12 protein-coding genes are annotated in these 16,863 nt (G+C 38.1%); all 12 read left to right on the top strand.

Translation table 11 applies throughout. The features are described 5' to 3' along the window. Positions 1–4: 4 nt before the first annotated feature. The 12 genes from FNL60_RS08710 to gltB all read left to right on the top strand — a co-directional run bounded on the left by FNL60_RS08710 (position 5) and on the right by gltB (position 16,862). Positions 5–1,279, top strand: coding sequence for a DNA recombination protein RmuC (locus tag FNL60_RS08710; RefSeq protein ID WP_002268877.1), 1,275 nt, complete (start codon positions 5–7; stop codon positions 1,277–1,279). Then, positions 1,269–2,237: a 3'-5' exoribonuclease YhaM family protein gene (locus FNL60_RS08705; RefSeq protein ID WP_002262494.1), complete on the top strand. Its 969-nt coding sequence runs from the start codon at positions 1,269–1,271 to the stop codon at positions 2,235–2,237. The genes FNL60_RS08710 and FNL60_RS08705 overlap by 11 nt, the downstream gene beginning before the upstream one ends. A gap of 67 nt (positions 2,238–2,304) precedes the next feature. Continuing rightward, complete coding sequence (gene purR / locus FNL60_RS08700; RefSeq protein WP_002280292.1) at positions 2,305–3,120, top strand: pur operon repressor; 816 nt, start codon at positions 2,305–2,307, stop codon at positions 3,118–3,120. 259 nt (positions 3,121–3,379) lie between these two features. Beyond that, a complete protein-coding gene (gene rpsL, locus FNL60_RS08690; protein ID WP_002262492.1) occupies positions 3,380–3,793 on the top strand; it encodes a 30S ribosomal protein S12 in 414 nt (137 codons plus the stop codon). Positions 3,794–3,810: 17 nt separating this feature from the next. After that, complete coding sequence (rpsG, locus tag FNL60_RS08685) at positions 3,811–4,281, top strand: 30S ribosomal protein S7 (RefSeq protein WP_002262491.1); 471 nt, start codon at positions 3,811–3,813, stop codon at positions 4,279–4,281. Positions 4,282–4,449: 168 nt separating this feature from the next. Continuing rightward, positions 4,450–6,531: an elongation factor G gene (gene fusA / locus FNL60_RS08680; protein ID WP_002262490.1), complete on the top strand. Its 2,082-nt coding sequence runs from the start codon at positions 4,450–4,452 to the stop codon at positions 6,529–6,531. 294 nt (positions 6,532–6,825) lie between these two features. Next, positions 6,826–7,839, top strand: coding sequence for a type I glyceraldehyde-3-phosphate dehydrogenase (gene gap, locus FNL60_RS08675; protein WP_002262489.1), 1,014 nt, complete (start codon positions 6,826–6,828; stop codon positions 7,837–7,839). A 405-nt stretch (positions 7,840–8,244) separates the two neighbouring features. Continuing rightward, positions 8,245–9,441, top strand: a complete 1,197-nt coding sequence (locus FNL60_RS08670) for a phosphoglycerate kinase (RefSeq protein WP_002280293.1) — start codon at positions 8,245–8,247, stop codon at positions 9,439–9,441. A gap of 386 nt (positions 9,442–9,827) precedes the next feature. Next, positions 9,828–10,346: an FUSC family protein gene (locus FNL60_RS08665; RefSeq protein ID WP_002280294.1), complete on the top strand. Its 519-nt coding sequence runs from the start codon at positions 9,828–9,830 to the stop codon at positions 10,344–10,346. Positions 10,347–10,427: 81 nt separating this feature from the next. Then, a complete protein-coding gene (locus tag FNL60_RS08660) occupies positions 10,428–10,799 on the top strand; it encodes a MerR family transcriptional regulator (protein ID WP_002262486.1) in 372 nt (123 codons plus the stop codon). A 39-nt stretch (positions 10,800–10,838) separates the two neighbouring features. Further along, positions 10,839–12,185: a type I glutamate--ammonia ligase gene (glnA, locus tag FNL60_RS08655; protein ID WP_002262485.1), complete on the top strand. Its 1,347-nt coding sequence runs from the start codon at positions 10,839–10,841 to the stop codon at positions 12,183–12,185. A 159-nt stretch (positions 12,186–12,344) separates the two neighbouring features. Continuing rightward, entirely contained in the window at positions 12,345–16,862 is a 4,518-nt protein-coding gene (gltB, locus tag FNL60_RS08650) for a glutamate synthase large subunit (RefSeq protein WP_002280295.1), read from the top strand. Position 16,863 lies beyond the last annotated feature (1 nt).

Raw genomic sequence — 16,863 nt, 5'->3', positions numbered from 1 at the left:
ATAAATGGATATTCTTACTCTCTTACTGGCTTTGACAGCTTGTTTTATCAGCTCTGCTATTTTTCTAAAACTGGATAAAAATCAATCGGGACTTGAAAAAAAGTTAGATGACAATGCGGATAACCTTTCTGATCAAGTTTCTTATCAGTTGGAGGTTGCTAATAAAAATCAATTGCTTGCAATTAATCAGCAGTTGACACGTTTACAAAATGATCTCTCTCAACAATTAACTGACTTAAGAGAGGTATTACATCAAAATCTAAATGACAGTCGGGATCGATCGGATAAGCGTTTAGAGCAAATCAATTTACAATTAAATCAGTCGGTCAAAGAAATGCAAACTTCCAATGAAAAACGCTTGGAAGAGATGCGGCAAACCGTTGCAGAAAAATTAGACCAAACCTTACATACGCGCCTGAAAACATCTTTCGAAACTGTTTCTAAGCAGTTGGAAAATGTTAATCAAGGTTTGGGTGAAATGAAGAACATGGCACGTGATGTTGGTACCTTGAATAAGGTTCTGTCCAATACTAAAACACGGGGAATTCTGGGTGAATTACAATTAAGCCAAATTATTGAAGATATTATGACCGAATCTCAATATGAACGTGAATTTGCAACTGTGAAGGACTCAAAAGAACGTGTGGAATATGCTATTAAATTGCCGGGGAATCAGCAAGGAACCTATGTTTACCTACCTATTGATTCTAAGTTTCCACTGGAAAATTATTATCGTTTGGAAGATGCCTATGATCTTGGTAATAAGGAGCAAATTGATCTTTATCGAAAAAAACTGCTAAGCAGTATCAAGACTTTTGCTAAAGATATTCAAAAGAAATATCTCAATCCACCAGAAACAACCAATTTTGGGATTATGTTTTTGCCAACAGAAGGGCTTTATTCGGAAGTTGTTAGAAATGCAAGTTTCTTTGATGCTTTGCGGCGTGATGAACATATTGTTGTAGCGGGTCCGTCAACTTTATCAGCTCTCTTAAATTCTTTGTCTGTTGGTTTTAAAACATTGAATATTCAAAAAAATGCTGATGATATCAGTAAAATTTTAGGAAATGTCAAGACAGAATTTGCTAAGTTTGGAGGTCTTTTACAGACAACCAAAAAACAACTCAATCAAGCTAGCAACAATATTGATAAACTTTTAACAACACGCACCAATGCAATTGGTCGAGCACTAAGAAACATTGAATTATATGAGGATGAAAGCACTAAGTCGGCTTTAAACCTTCCGCCGCTAGAAGATGAGGAATCAAATGAAAATTAATCAAATGAAAAAAGATGAACTTTTCGAGGGATTTTATCTCATTAAATCAGCAGAGCTCAGAAAAACAAGAGCAGGAAAAGATTACCTTGCCTTTACCTTTCAAGATGATAGTGGAGAAATTTCTGGTAATCTTTGGGATGCTCAGCCTTATAATGTTGAAGAATTTACTGCTGGGAAAGTTGTCTTTATGAGGGGACGCCGTGAAGTTTATAATGGGACACCACAGGTCAATCAAATCAGCTTACGGCATCCTAAGGATGGAGAGCCTAATGATCCTAGAGATTTTAAAGAAAAACCGCCTGTTGATGTTGAAGAGGTCAAAGATTATCTTGAACAGATGCTCTTCAAAATCGAAAATGCTACCTGGCAACGGATTGTCCGTGCCCTTTATCGTAAGTATAGTAAAGAATTTTTCAGCTTTCCGGCAGCTAAAACAAATCACCATGCTTTTGAAGTTGGTCTGGCCTATCATACAGCAACTATGGTTCGTTTGGCTGATAGTATCGGGGATATTTATGAAGAACTTGACAAAAGTCTTCTGTTTGCGGGTATCATGCTGCATGATTTAGCCAAAGTTCTTGAGCTATCTGGTCCTGATAATACCGAATATACTATTCGTGGCAATCTTATTGGTCATATTGCTTTGATCGATGAAGAAATTACTAAAGTTTTATCAGAATTGTCTATTGATGATACTAAGGAAGATGTTATTGTCTTGCGCCATGTTATTCTCAGCCATCATGGTCTCTTAGAATATGGCAGTCCCGTTAGACCTAAAATTATGGAAGCAGAAATCATTCATATGATTGATAATATTGATGCTGAAATGATGATGATGACGACTGCTCTATCTCGTGTATCAGAAGGAGAGATGACTGGTCGTATCTTTGCTATGGATAATCGTTCTTTCTATAAACCTAAAACAAACCATCAAAACACGAAAAAAGATGACTATTAGAGCTCTAATGTTCGTCTTTTTATTTTTTAATATGATATAATAAAAGTAAAAAACGAATGGTGATTTTATGAAATTGCGACGTAGCGAACGAATGGTTGTTATTTCAAATTATTTAATTAACAACCCCTATCAACTAACCAGCCTTAATACTTTTGCTCAAAAGTATGAAGCGGCAAAGTCTTCGATTTCTGAAGATATTGCAATTATTAAGAAAGCTTTTGCTCACGCTGATATTGGCCATATTAAGACGGTAACTGGTGCCAATGGTGGTGTTATTTTTACACCGACTATTTCAGATGATGAAGCGAGAACGGTTGCACAAGAACTTTGTCAGCGACTGGCAGAAAGCAACCGTATCTTGCCGGGTGGCTATATTTATTTGTCTGATTTACTATCGACACCAAGTATTCTAAAAAATATCGGTCGTATTATTGCCAATGCTTTTAAAGATGAAAAAATTGATACTGTTATGACAGTGGCAACCAAAGGTGTTCCTTTGGCTAATGCCGTTGCTAATATTCTTAATGTCCCTTTTGTCATTGTGCGTCGAGATTTGAAGATTACAGAAGGTTCAACAGTATCTGTTAATTATGCTTCTGGATCAAGCGATCGTATTGAAAAGATGTTTTTATCAAAACGCAGTTTAAATCCCAACAGTTGCGTTTTAATTGTTGATGATTTTCTTAAGGGTGGGGGAACCATCAGTGGTATGGTTAGCCTTTTGAGCGAATTTGACAGTCAGTTGGTTGGAGTGGCTGTCTTTGCCGATAATGCTCAGGAAAAACGTGAGGGCATCAGCTATAAATCTCTTTTAACAGTAACCAATATTGATGTTAAAGAAAGCAAGGTAGATGTTAAGTTGGGAAATATTTTTAGTAAATGAAATATAGCACATAGTGAAATTGAAATAGTATAGAGAAAGTTCATATAAGGTCAGTTTAAAAATAGCTAGAAGATATAAATCAAGGAAAAAGTGTTTGACAAAGCGATTCTGCTGTGTTATTATGATAAATGGTACTTTTTACTTTTGGTCTCTCAAAAGTGTACAGAGACGTGCTGACAAATGTTGCAAAGTACACACAGATTAGGACTGTCACCAAGTGCCTAATCACCCAAAAATAAAAAAATACAGGAGAATGTAGATGCCTACAATTAACCAGTTGGTTCGTAAGCCACGTAAGTCTAAAGTAGAAAAATCTGACTCACCAGCATTGAATATTGGCTATAATAGCCATAAAAAAGTTCATACTAAACTTGCTGCACCTCAAAAACGCGGTGTTGCAACACGTGTTGGAACAATGACCCCTAAGAAACCTAACTCTGCTCTTCGTAAATTTGCTCGTGTTCGTTTGAGTAACCTTATTGAAGTCACTGCTTATATTCCAGGTATTGGTCACAATCTGCAAGAACACAGTGTTGTACTTATTCGTGGTGGACGTGTAAAGGACCTTCCAGGGGTACGTTACCATATTGTTCGTGGTGCACTTGATACTGCCGGTGTTACTGATCGTAAACAAGGCCGTTCTAAATATGGTACTAAGAAACCAAAAGCATAAGGAAGGGAGATTAAGAAATGAGTCGTAAAAACCGTGCGCCTAAGCGCGAAGTATTGCCAGATCCATTATACAATTCAAAACTTGTAACACGTCTTATCAACCGTATTATGCTTGATGGTAAACGTGGTACAGCTGCATCTATCGTTTATGGAGCTTTTGAACAAATTAAGGAAGCAACAGGGAATGATGCACTTGAAGTCTTTGAACAAGCCATGGAAAATATCATGCCTGTACTTGAAGTACGTGCACGTCGTGTTGGTGGTTCTAACTATCAAGTCCCAGTTGAAGTTCGTCCTGAACGTCGTACAACATTAGGTCTTCGTTGGTTGGTGACTGCATCACGTACTCGTGGTGAACACACAATGAAAGATCGTCTTGCAAAAGAAATCTTAGATGCGTCAAATAATACAGGTGCCTCAGTTAAAAAACGTGAAGATACACATCGTATGGCTGAAGCTAACCGTGCTTTTGCACACTTCCGTTGGTAGGATACAACCCGCTTTGACACTTGTCAACAAGGGGAAACTAGACAAGCGCTTTTTGAGAGCTTGATCTTCTTGTTTAATTGACATGAAACAAAACATAAAGCGGGTAGGTTATGCCTATCCGTTTTTAATAACAAAGTAATAAAATAAAAAATAGGAGAAATAAACCTCATGGCTCGTGAATTTTCACTTGAAAAAACTCGTAATATCGGTATCATGGCTCACGTTGATGCTGGTAAAACAACTACAACAGAGCGTATTCTTTACTATACTGGTAAAATTCATAAGATTGGTGAAACACACGAAGGTGCTTCACAAATGGACTGGATGGAACAAGAGCAAGAACGTGGTATCACAATCACTTCAGCTGCAACGACTGCTCAATGGAAAGACCATCGTGTCAATATTATTGACACACCGGGGCACGTAGACTTTACTATCGAAGTGCAACGTTCCCTTCGTGTTCTAGATGGTGCTGTTACTGTTCTTGATGCTCAGTCAGGTGTTGAACCTCAAACAGAAACTGTTTGGCGTCAAGCAACTGAGTATGGTGTTCCTCGTATCGTATTTGCTAATAAGATGGATAAAATTGGTGCTGATTTCCTTTATTCAGTGAGCACTCTTCATGATCGTCTTCAAGCAAATGCACACCCTATTCAATTGCCGATCGGAGCAGAAGATGATTTTGAAGGTATTATTGATTTGGTAACAATGAAAGCCGAAATCTATACAAATGATCTTGGTACAGATATTTTGATTGAAGATATTCCTGCTGATTACCTTGATCAAGCTAAAGAATACCGTGAAAAATTGATTGAGGCAGTTGCTGAAACTGATGAAGATCTGATGATGAAATATCTTGAAGGTGAAGAAATCACTGAAACAGAATTAAAAGCAGCTATTCGTAAAGCTACTATTAATGTTGAATTCTTTCCAGTTCTTGCGGGTTCAGCTTTCAAGAATAAAGGCGTCCAAATGATGCTTGATGCGGTTGTTGATTACCTTCCAAGTCCGCTTGATATTCCTCCTATTAAAGGTGTTAATCCAGATACTGATGAAGAAGAAGAGCGCCCAGCATCTGATGATGAACCATTTGCTGCTCTTGCCTTTAAGATTATGACTGACCCATTCGTGGGACGTTTGACTTTCTTCCGTGTTTATTCTGGTATCCTAAACAGTGGTTCTTATGTGTTGAATACCTCTAAAGGAAAACGTGAACGTATTGGACGTATTCTTCAAATGCATGCCAACAGCCGTCAAGAAATTGAAACCGTTTATGCTGGTGATATTGCGGCTGCAGTTGGTTTGAAAGAAACAACAACTGGAGATTCATTAACTGATGAAAAAGCAAAAGTGATTCTTGAATCAATTGAAGTTCCAGAACCTGTTATTCAGTTGATGGTTGAGCCAAAATCGAAAGCCGATCAAGATAAAATGGGGATTGCTCTTCAAAAACTTGCTGAGGAAGATCCAACTTTCCGTGTGGAAACAAATGTTGAAACAGGTGAAACCGTTATTTCTGGTATGGGTGAGCTTCACTTGGATGTCCTTGTTGACCGTATGAAACGCGAATTCAAGGTTGAAGCTAATGTTGGTGCTCCTCAGGTGTCATATCGTGAAACTTTCCGTCAAGCTACGCAAGCACGTGGTTTCTTTAAACGCCAATCCGGTGGTAAAGGTCAATTTGGTGATGTTTGGATTGAATTTACTCCAAATGAAGAAGGTAAAGGGTTCGAGTTTGAAAATGCTATTGTGGGTGGTGTTGTTCCACGTGAATTTGTTCCGGCCGTAGAAAAAGGTTTGATTGAATCTATGGCTAATGGTGTTCTTGCTGGTTACCCAATTGTTGATGTTAAGGCCAAACTTTATGATGGTTCTTACCATGATGTTGACTCATCTGAAACAGCCTTCAAGATTGCTGCGTCGCTTGCTCTTAAGGAAGCTGCTAAAACTGCGAAACCTGTTATTCTTGAACCAATGATGTTAGTCACTATCACTGTTCCTGAAGAAAACCTTGGTGATGTTATGGGGCATGTCACTGCCCGTCGTGGACGTGTTGATGGCATGGAAGCACATGGTAATAGTCAAATTGTTCGTGCTTTTGTTCCGCTTGCTGAAATGTTCGGTTATGCAACTGTTCTTCGTTCAGCATCTCAAGGACGTGGGACCTTTATGATGGTATTTGACCACTATGAAGATGTTCCAAAATCTGTTCAAGAAGAGATCATTAAGAAAAACGCTGGAGAAGCTTAATTTCTTTAGTGAACATGCTAATTAATCCTTTATAAAAGAAATAATATTTTGTAGCATTTCAATAGTGATTATTAAGAGAAAATAAGAAGTTTAAAGTAATAAATCTTGACTTCTTATTCTCTCTTTTTTCTTGCTAGAATAGGGAAAATCGTTTGCAATTTTCTTAAAATAATTATATAATAATTTTGTTGAAAGGTTGGTTTATATTTGTGTAAGTTAATCTTTTCACAATCGTCTAAAAGGCAATGCCTTTTAAAATAAATTTTTTTGATTTTCATAAGGAGGAAATCACTAATGGTAGTTAAAGTTGGTATTAACGGTTTTGGTCGTATTGGACGTCTTGCTTTCCGTCGTATCCAAAACGTCGAAGGTGTTGAAGTTACACGTATCAATGACCTTACAGATCCAAACATGCTTGCACACTTGTTGAAATATGATTCAACTCAAGGTCGTTTTGATGGTAATGTCGAAGTTAAAGAAGGCGGATTTGAAGTTAATGGTAAATTCGTTAAGGTTTCAGCTGAACGTGATCCAGAACAGATTGACTGGGCTGCTGATGGTGTAGAAATCGTTCTTGAAGCAACTGGCTTCTTTGCAAGCAAAGCAGCTGCTGAAAAACACTTACATGCTAATGGTGGAGCTAAAAAGGTTGTTATCACTGCACCAGGTGGTAATGATATTAAGACAATCGTCTTTAACACCAACCACGATGTTCTTGATGGTACTGAAACAGTTATTTCAGGTGCTTCATGTACTACAAACTGTCTTGCACCAATGGCGAAAGCTTTACATGATAACTTTAGTATCAAAGAAGGTTTGATGACAACTATCCATGCATACACTGGTGATCAAATGGTTCTTGATGGACCACACCGTAAAGGCGACCTTCGTCGTGCACGTGCTGCTGCAGCAAACATCGTTCCTAACTCAACTGGTGCTGCTAAAGCTATTGGTCTTGTTATTCCTGAATTGAATGGTAAACTTGACGGTGCTGCACAACGTGTTCCAGTTCCAACAGGTTCAGTTACTGAATTAGTTGCTGTACTTGATAAAAAGGTAACTGTTGATGAAGTGAATGCTGCTATGAAAGCTGCTGCAAATGAATCTTACGGATATACTGAAGATCCAATCGTATCATCAGATATTGTAGGTATGTCTTTTGGTTCATTGTTTGATGCAACTCAAACAAAAGTTCTTGATGTTGATGGCAAGCAATTGGTTAAAGTTGTTTCATGGTATGATAACGAAATGTCATATACTTCACAACTTGTACGTACTCTTGAGTACTTTGCAAAAATCGCTAAATAATACTCATTATTTTGTAAAAGGGGACCTTTGGTCCTCTTTTTCTTATAAAGGTTAAGAACTTGAAAAAAGCGATACTGTGTGTTGGTTAAAATTATTGCTATAAAACTATGATTTATTTTTGCGTTTTTTGGTCTATGAAGGAAATATCTGGAATATTCTCTTTTGATTCATTACCTAGCTGCAGTAAATTTTATAGCAAAACGATTTTAATCTGATTACCCGAATAAGGTTATTTTCAAGAAATAACTAATCTTCTCCCCCTCCTTGCAGTAATTGGAACAATGACTTTACTTAATAAAGAGCTATCGTCGCTCGCTTATTAAATATAAATAAAATTACTTTGTTACTTTTATTGATTTTGTGATATAATTATCATGTATAAAAAAAATTAAGGAGTCTATATTCATGGCAAAATTGACTGTTAAAGATGTTGATTTGAAAGGGAAGAAAGTTCTCGTTCGTGTTGACTTTAATGTCCCTGTAAAAGATGGCGTTATTACAAATGATAACCGTATTACTGCAGCTCTTCCAACAATTAAATACATCATTGAACATGGTGGTCGTGCTGTTCTTTTCTCTCACCTTGGACGTGTCAAAGAGGAAGCAGATAAAAAAGGGAAATCTCTTGCTCCTGTAGCTGCTGATTTGGCTAAAAAGCTTGGGCAAGAAGTTGTTTTTCCAGGTGTAACACGTGGTGAACAATTAGAAGCAGCTATTAATGCTCTTAAAAATGGTGAAGTTCTTTTGGTTGAAAACACTCGTTTTGAAGATGTTGATGGTAAAAAAGAATCTAAAAATGATCCTGATCTTGGTAAATATTGGGCAAGTCTTGGCGATGGCATTTTTGTAAATGATGCATTTGGTACTGCTCACCGTGCTCACGCCTCTAATGTTGGTATTTCAGCTAATGTGGACAAAGCAGTTGCTGGCTTTCTTCTTGAAAACGAAATTGCTTACATTCAAGAAGCTGTTGACAATCCTGTTCGCCCATTTATCGCTATCCTTGGTGGTTCAAAAGTTTCAGATAAGATTGGTGTTATTGAAAATCTTCTTAAAAAAGCTGATAAAGTCCTTATTGGTGGTGGTATGACTTATACTTTCCTCAAGGCACAAGGTATCGAAATTGGTGATTCACTTGTTGAAGAAGACAAACTTGACATTGCTAAAGATCTTTTGGCTAAAGCAAATGGGAAATTAATCTTACCAGTTGACTCAAAAGAAGCTAATGCTTTTGCTGACTACACTGAAGTTAAAGATACTGAAGGTGCGGCTGTTGATCCAGGTTTCCTTGGTCTTGATATCGGTCCAAAATCAATTGCTAAATTTGATGATGAATTAACAGGTGCTAAGACAGTTGTTTGGAATGGTCCTATGGGTGTCTTTGAAAATCCTGATTTCCAAGCTGGGACAATCGGTGTGATGGATGCTATCGTCAAACAACCAGGTGTTAAATCAATCATCGGTGGTGGTGACTCAGCTGCTGCAGCCATCAACCTTGGCCGCGCAGATAAATTCTCATGGATTAGTACGGGTGGAGGTGCAAGCATGGAATTGCTTGAAGGAAAGGTACTCCCAGGCCTCGCTGCACTCACGGAAAAATAAGATGTACGCCTGTAAGTCTCAATCCTGATTTTGTAAAAAAGTGCGAAATCGTAATGATAGCAAAGGGGTGGATTTGTCCACCTTTTTGTGAGAATGAAGATATTGTGATGAAAAGAGTTGTGAACGCAACTCTTTTCTAGTGCATACAGTAGATTTTTTGCCAAATAAGGTGAGCTCAGAAAATCAGTGGAGACAAGGGAAGGATACTTTCAGGTTTGGCTGCATTGACTGGTAATAATCCTCTTTATTGAGAAGGTTGGGGAAAGGCTATAATGCGTCTTTTATGTGTATGATATCAGCCTCAATGAAATTAAATAAGACTGAGACATTATTATAAGGTAGTTTTCAATTAGCTTCTTTTTTTCTAATCATGTTACAATAAAAGTATGAAAAAATATCATTTTGATCTCCAAAAATTTACATTGGGTATGCGGACTTTTAAATCGGGTTTAGCTGTTTTTTTAGTGCTTTTACTTTTTGATATACTTGGCTGGAAGGGCCTTCAAATTGGTGCTTTAACGGCTGTTTTTAGTTTACGTGAGGATTTTGATAAAAGCATCCATTTTGGGACGTCACGTATAGTTGGTAATAGTATTGGCGGGGTTTATTCACTGCTATTTTTTCTCATCAATAATCTATTTCACTTTCAGTATTGGGTTACAGTTGTTTTTGTTCCAATATTTACCATGTTAACCATTATGACTAATGTGGCCATGAGTAATAAGACGGGAATTATTGGTGGTGTTGCAGCTTTGCTTATTATTACGCTTTCTATTCCCAAAGATGAAACAATTCTTTATGTTTGTGCTAGAGTTTTTGAAACTTTTGTAGGGGTTTTTATTGCTATTTCTGTTAATTCAGATATCGATAGAGTACGAAAATTTTTTACAAAAAGTAAAGTTTAGAGTTTATGTCAGGAAATATGACATATAGGCTTGACAGCTATAAATTTTCAGAATATAATAGACAATGAAAGGAGGAAAGTCATGAAAGAAAAAGAGCTTCGACGATCAATGGCGGTTTTTCCTATTGGAACTGTAATGAAATTGACGGATTTAACGGCTCGTCAAATTCGTTATTATGAAGACCAAGGTTTATTGACGCCAGATCGTAGTTCTGGAAATCGACGTCTTTACTCGCTGAATGATATGGATGTTTTACTGGAAATTAAGGATTTCTTAGATGAAGGATTAAATATCGCGGCTATCAAGAGAGAGTATGCTGATCGTAAAGATCGTGCTCTGAAAAAGCAAAAAGCTTTGACAGATGCGGATGTTCGACGTATCTTACATGACGAACTCCGAAATCAGGGTCGCTTTTCGAGCCCAACGCAACATCTTGGTGGTTTACGTATGTAAATACGTAACGTGGAATTTAATTTTTAAAAGGAGGCCGTTATGGCAATCACAGCAGCAGACATCCGTCGTGAAGTTAAAGAAAAGAATGTTACTTTCCTTCGTTTAATGTTTACGGATATCTTGGGAACCATGAAAAATGTTGAAATCCCAGCTACTGACGAACAATTAGACAAAGTACTTTCAAACAAAGCGATGTTTGATGGCTCTTCAATTGAAGGTTTTGTACGTATTAATGAATCAGACATGTATCTTTATCCTGACCTTAATACTTGGACTGTTTTTCCTTGGGGAGATGAAAACGGAGCCGTTGCTGGATTAATTTGTGATATTTATACAGCAGAAGGAGAACCATTTGCCGGTGACCCACGTGGTAACTTGAAAAAAGCACTGCGTCATATGGAAAGTCTAGGTTATAAATCGTTTAACCTCGGTCCAGAACCTGAGTTTTTCCTTTTCAAAATGGATGAATTTGGTAATCCGACAACAGAAGTAAATGATAAAGGTGGTTACTTTGATTTAGCACCAACTGACCTTGCTGATAATACCCGTCGTGAGATTGTCAATGTCTTAACAAAAATGGGATTTGAAGTTGAAGCAAGTCATCATGAAGTGGCTATTGGTCAACATGAAATTGATTTTAAATATGCAGATGTTTTAACTGCCTGTGATAAAATCCAACTTTTCAAATTAGTTGTTAAAACGATTGCCCGTAAACATGGTTTGTATGCAACCTTTATGGCCAAACCTAAATTTGGTATTAATGGCTCAGGGATGCACTGTAATATGTCTCTGTTTGGCAGTGATGGTAAGAACGCTTTCTTTGATCCACAAGATCCTAAAGGGATGCAGTTATCTGAAGTTGCTTATCAATTCTTAGGTGGTTTGGTAAAACATGCTTATAGCTATACTGCTATCATGAATCCAACTGTTAATTCATATAAACGTTTGGTTCCTGGTTATGAAGCTCCAGTCTATATTGCTTGGGCGGGACGCAATCGTTCACCGTTGATTCGTGTTCCAGCTTCACGTGGTGTTAGTACACGTCTGGAGTTGCGTTCGGTTGATCCTACAGCTAACCCTTATTTAGCTTTGGCTGTTCTTTTAGAATCTGGTCTTGATGGCATTGAAAATAAAATTGAAGCACCAGCACCTGTAGAATCAAATATTTATGTTATGACTGTTGAAGAACGCAAAGAAGCAGGTATTGCAGATCTTCCATCAACTCTTCATAATGCTCTGAAAGCATTACAAGAAGATGAAGTGGTTAAAGCAGCCTTAGGCAACCATATTTATACAAGTTTTCTTGAGGCAAAACGTATTGAATGGTCAAGCTATGCTGCTTTTGTATCGCAATGGGAAGTTGACAACTATTTGGATCTTTATTAAGGTTAAAAAACAGCCGATAGCTGGCTGTTTTTTTAATCAATCTAATAATTGAATTTTCAGAATTTTTTGAGGAAATCTGTTTTTCTTCATTAATATATGATATAATTTAGGCGTTTATTCGAAAATTTAGCAATAATGACATTTGGTTAGGAGAAGTGTATGAGAGAGGTTATTAAAAAAGCTAAGCAGACGACTTTGTGGGATCCATCTTTTGAGACAGATGCCTGTGGGATGGGCTTTGTTGCTCAAATTGATGGTATTGCCAGTCATCAGTTAGTGGATTATGCCTTAACGATGTTAGAGAGAATGAACCACCGTGGAGGTACAGGTGCAGAGCCTGATACAGGAGATGGTGCTGGTATGTTGTTGGCCATGCCAGATGAGTTCTTTAGATTGAAGGCTAAAGAAGAAGAGATTGATTTACCACCATTGGGAGATTATGCTGTTGCCCAATTGTTTCTTCCTCAAGATAAAGTAGCAAAAACAATTTTAGAAGATAGTTTGATTAGTGAAATCAAAAGATTAGGCTTTCATGTATTGCTGTCGCGTGATGTTCCTTTCAATTATGACAACTGTGGTCCAGCTGCTCAGGAAATCATGCCAAGTTTTGTGCAGCTTTTTATTGAAAAACCTACTGAAACAAATAGTGGGTGTGCTTTTGAAGATAGTCTTTTCCGTCTGCGCCGCAAGTTGGAAAAAACGTTTGCTGCAGATGAACTTTTTATTTGTTCCTTATCAAGCAAGACGATTGTTTATAAGGGAATGCTGCATGCTTTTCAGGTTCGTCTGTTTTATCCTGACTTGTCAGATGAAATGTTCAAATCACACATTGCTTTAACACATTCTCGCTTTTCAACAAATACTTTCCCATCTTGGGATCGTGCTCAGCCTTTCCGCTTCTTAGCGCATAATGGAGAAATCAACACGCTTCGTGGTGCTGAAAATTGGATGCATAGTCATCAAATTGAAGTCTACAATGAAGAAAATTCAGACTCTGCTAAATTAGAAAACTGTCTAGAATATCTCTATCGTCATGGTCGTGATATTCCGCAAAGCTTATTGATGATGGTACCTGAAGCTTGGGGGAAAGATGCAGGACTTTCTAAAGAATTAACAGCCTTTTATGAATATGCTTCCAGTTTTGTCGCTCCTTGGGATGGCCCAGCCGCTCTCGTTTTCACTGATGGTGAGATGGTTGGGGCTCGTTTGGATCGTAATGGTCTTCGTCCTAGCCGCTATTCTCGCACCAAAGATAATTTTTTAATTTGCTCTAGCGAATCGGGTGTCGTTGATATAGCACCTAGTCAGGTTGTTGAAAAAGGGGTCCTTGGTCCCGGCAATATGATGTTAATTGATACCAAAAAAAACTTGGTATTAAAGAATGATGAGGTTAAAGAGCATTATTCTAAACAACACCCTTATCAACAGTGGGTGCAAGGAAATGTTACTCTTTTGGATGACTTTGCTGCTCAAGAGGAAATTGTCAATGATTATGATGTGAACCAAATGTGGAAAATTTTTGGTTATACAGATGAAACCATTCGAACAGTTATTCTCCCCATGTCAGAAAAAGGAGAGGAACCTGTTATTTCAATGGGCTTTGACAGTCCATTAGCAGTATTATCGAAAAAACCACAGTCTCTCTTTACTTACTTTAAGCAACAATTTGCTCAGGTAACCAATCCTCCTATTGATGCTATTCGTGAGCAATTAGTGGTGTCAACGACAGTCTTTTTAGGCGGTGATGGCGATATTCGTCAAGATAATGCTGATAATTGTGTCAAGGTTCGAGTTGACAGTCCTGTCCTTTCTAGTCAAGATTTTGCAAAATTAGCCAATTTAACAGATGAACGTTACAAGGCAACAACTCTATCCACTGTTTATGACTTAGGAGATTCTGACAATAATCGCCTGCAATATGCTTTGGAAGATCTTTTCAAAAAAGCTGATGAAGCAATTAATCAAGGCAGTAAGATCATCATTTTGTCAGACCGTGGAGTCACTAAAGGTCGCATAGCCATTCCTATTTTGTTGGCAGTTTCCGGTTTGAATAATTACATGGTTGTCAAAGGAAAAGCAAGTCAATTTTCAATTGTTGTTGATACGGCGGAAGCTTTTGAAGTTCATCATTTTGCAACCTTGGTTGGTTTTGGTGCAACAGCTATTCATCCTTATGGGGCTTATGCAACTCTAAAAGCTTTTGATAAGACCAATGACTCTTTTGAAAAATATCGTAAGGCTGCCGAAAAGGGCATTGTTAAAGTCATGAGTCGTATGGGAATTTCAACAGTACTCGGATATAAAGGTGCTCAGCTTTTTGAAGCCATTGGTCTTTCTGCTGATGTTGTTAACCAATACTTTAGAGGAACAGCTACGCGTATTGAAGGTTTGAGTCTGAAGCAAATTGAAAAAGAATACCTAGAACGCGTTGATTTCGCCTTTGGACCGAGAGCCAATGATTTCTTGCCTTCTGGTGGTTCCTATCAGTATAAGACAGATGGAGAGTATCACCTCTTTAATCCACGCTCTATCTATAATTTCCAACAATCCATTCGTCGTGGTGACTATGGTCTCTTTAAACAATATTCAACTGAACTAGATAATGAGGCCTTAAAACAACCGACGACTCTGCGTTCTCTTTGGGAATTTCATTCTAAACGACCAAAAGTTGATTTAGCAGAAGTTGAGCCTGCTAAGGAAATTGTTAAGCGTTTTAAGGTTGGTGCCATGAGTTTTGGTTCTCTTTCTAAAGAGGCGCATGAAACCATTGCTCAAGCGATGAATACTATCGGAGCTAAATCAAATTCTGGTGAAGGCGGTGAAAATCGCAAACGCTTCAAACCGCAAGTTGATGGTCGCAATATTAATTCTAAAATTAAGCAAGTTGCTTCCGGACGGTTTGGTGTTAATGCAGAATACCTTATGTCTGCAGAAGAATTGCAAATCAAATTAGCACAAGGAGCTAAGCCTGGTGAAGGCGGACAACTTCCCGGTCAAAAGGTCTTTCCTTGGATTGCTGAAATTCGCGGAGCAACCCCAGGTGTGCGCTTGATTTCACCACCACCTCATCATGATATTTATTCCATTGAAGACCTAGCACAATTAATTTATGATTTGAAAGCTATCAATCCTTATGCCAAAATCAATGTTAAATTAGTATCAAGTACAGGTGTTGGTACGATTGCTACGGGCTGTGTTAAAGCGGGTGCTGATAAGGTGGTTATTTCAGGTTATGATGGTGGTACAGGTGCCTCTCCTCGTAATTCTGTTCGTGATGCGGGGCTTCCATGGGAAATGGGCTTGGCTGAAGCTCATCAGACCTTGTCTATGAATCGTCTTCGTCAACGTATGACTTTGGAAACAGATGGAAAATTAATGACGGGTCGCGATATTGCTATTGCTACTTTATTGGGTGCAGAAGAATATTCATTTGCTAGTCTAGCTTTGATTTCAGTTGGATGTGTCATGATGCGTGTTTGTTCACTTAATACTTGTCCTGTCGGTGTCGCAACACAAAATCCAGAATTACGTAAAAACTTCTCAGGCAAGCCAGAACATGTGATTAACATGATGACTTTCTTGGCAGAAGAATTACGTGAATACATGGCTGAGTTAGGTTTCCGCTCTGTTGATGAAATGGTTGGTCATGCAGAAGTTTTGAAATCGAGATTTGTTGCACAAGGTAAGGCAAAATCTCTTAATTTTTCAAGGGTTATTGGGAACAGTTTCCCAATTGATCGGAAAAATGAAGATCCTTTTGCTGAAGAACGTCAATGGAAAGAACTGGATGGTTTTGCAGCAGCAGCTATTGAAAAAGGCATTAGTGTTACTATTGAAAATACCATCAATAATGTGGACCGTTCAGTAGGGAGTCGCATGGCTGGTTGGATGGCAGAACGTTATGGTAATGACGCTGTTAAAGAAGGTTTAATTAAATATCATTATACTGGCATTGCAGGGCAAAGTTTTGCGAGTTACCTTACACAAGGTTTAGAGTATACCTTGATTGGTGAGGCTAATGACTATATTGCTAAATCTATGTCAGGTGGACGCTTAATTGTCAAACCGCCGCACGACGCAGCCTACGACGTTGAAAATTCACCAATTGTTGGTAATGTCTCTCTCTTTGGTGCTGTCAAAGGTGAAGCTTATTTTGCAGGTCGTGCTGGTGAGCGTTTCTGTGTTCGTAATTCAGGAGCAAAAGTCGTTGTTGAAGGTGTCGGTGCTCACGGTTGTGAGTATATGACTGGCGGTGTAGCTGTCATTCTTGGAACGACAGGTCGCAACTTTGCTGCTGGTATGAGTGGTGGTGTTGCCTATATTTACGATGTTCATGGTGATTTTGCTCAAAAAGTCAATATGGAGATGGTAGATCTTTATCAGATTGGTGAAACTCGTGGTGATGACATCTTAAAAGACATGATTGAAAAGCACTATGAATATACAGAAAGTGTCAAGGCCAAACGTCTTTTGGATAATTGGGATGAAGAGGTGAAAAGATTTATCAAAGTTTATCCAAGTGATTTCCATGAAATTAATGATATTGAATATGCTCTCAGCCAAAAAGGCATGAGTGGTGATGAACTCGAATTACGTACATTTGAAGTAGCAACTGGCGGCGATGCTACAGCGCAAGAGCGTCAAGCTTTGTTGGCTAGTGTAACAGGAGGGAAATGAG

The sequence above is a fragment of the Streptococcus mutans genome (assembly GCF_006739205.1).
Lineage (GTDB): Bacteria > Bacillota > Bacilli > Lactobacillales > Streptococcaceae > Streptococcus > Streptococcus mutans.
Note: the sequence above shows the minus strand (reverse complement) of the source record. Positions and strands in the feature narration are given on the sequence as shown.

Bases quoted from the DNA above. Each gene is read 5' to 3' on its own strand.
- FNL60_RS08710 (WP_002268877.1), top strand. From the start codon at position 5: ATGGATATTCTTACTCTCTTACTGGCTTTGACAGCTTGTTTTATCAGC.
- FNL60_RS08705 (WP_002262494.1), top strand. From the start codon at position 1,269: ATGAAAATTAATCAAATGAAAAAAGATGAACTTTTCGAGGGATTTTAT.
- purR (WP_002280292.1), top strand. From the start codon at position 2,305: ATGAAATTGCGACGTAGCGAACGAATGGTTGTTATTTCAAATTATTTA.
- rpsL (WP_002262492.1), top strand. From the start codon at position 3,380: ATGCCTACAATTAACCAGTTGGTTCGTAAGCCACGTAAGTCTAAAGTA.
- rpsG (WP_002262491.1), top strand. From the start codon at position 3,811: ATGAGTCGTAAAAACCGTGCGCCTAAGCGCGAAGTATTGCCAGATCCA.
- fusA (WP_002262490.1), top strand. From the start codon at position 4,450: ATGGCTCGTGAATTTTCACTTGAAAAAACTCGTAATATCGGTATCATG.
- gap (WP_002262489.1), top strand. From the start codon at position 6,826: ATGGTAGTTAAAGTTGGTATTAACGGTTTTGGTCGTATTGGACGTCTT.
- FNL60_RS08670 (WP_002280293.1), top strand. From the start codon at position 8,245: ATGGCAAAATTGACTGTTAAAGATGTTGATTTGAAAGGGAAGAAAGTT.
- FNL60_RS08665 (WP_002280294.1), top strand. From the start codon at position 9,828: ATGAAAAAATATCATTTTGATCTCCAAAAATTTACATTGGGTATGCGG.
- FNL60_RS08660 (WP_002262486.1), top strand. From the start codon at position 10,428: ATGAAAGAAAAAGAGCTTCGACGATCAATGGCGGTTTTTCCTATTGGA.
- glnA (WP_002262485.1), top strand. From the start codon at position 10,839: ATGGCAATCACAGCAGCAGACATCCGTCGTGAAGTTAAAGAAAAGAAT.
- gltB (WP_002280295.1), top strand. From the start codon at position 12,345: ATGAGAGAGGTTATTAAAAAAGCTAAGCAGACGACTTTGTGGGATCCA.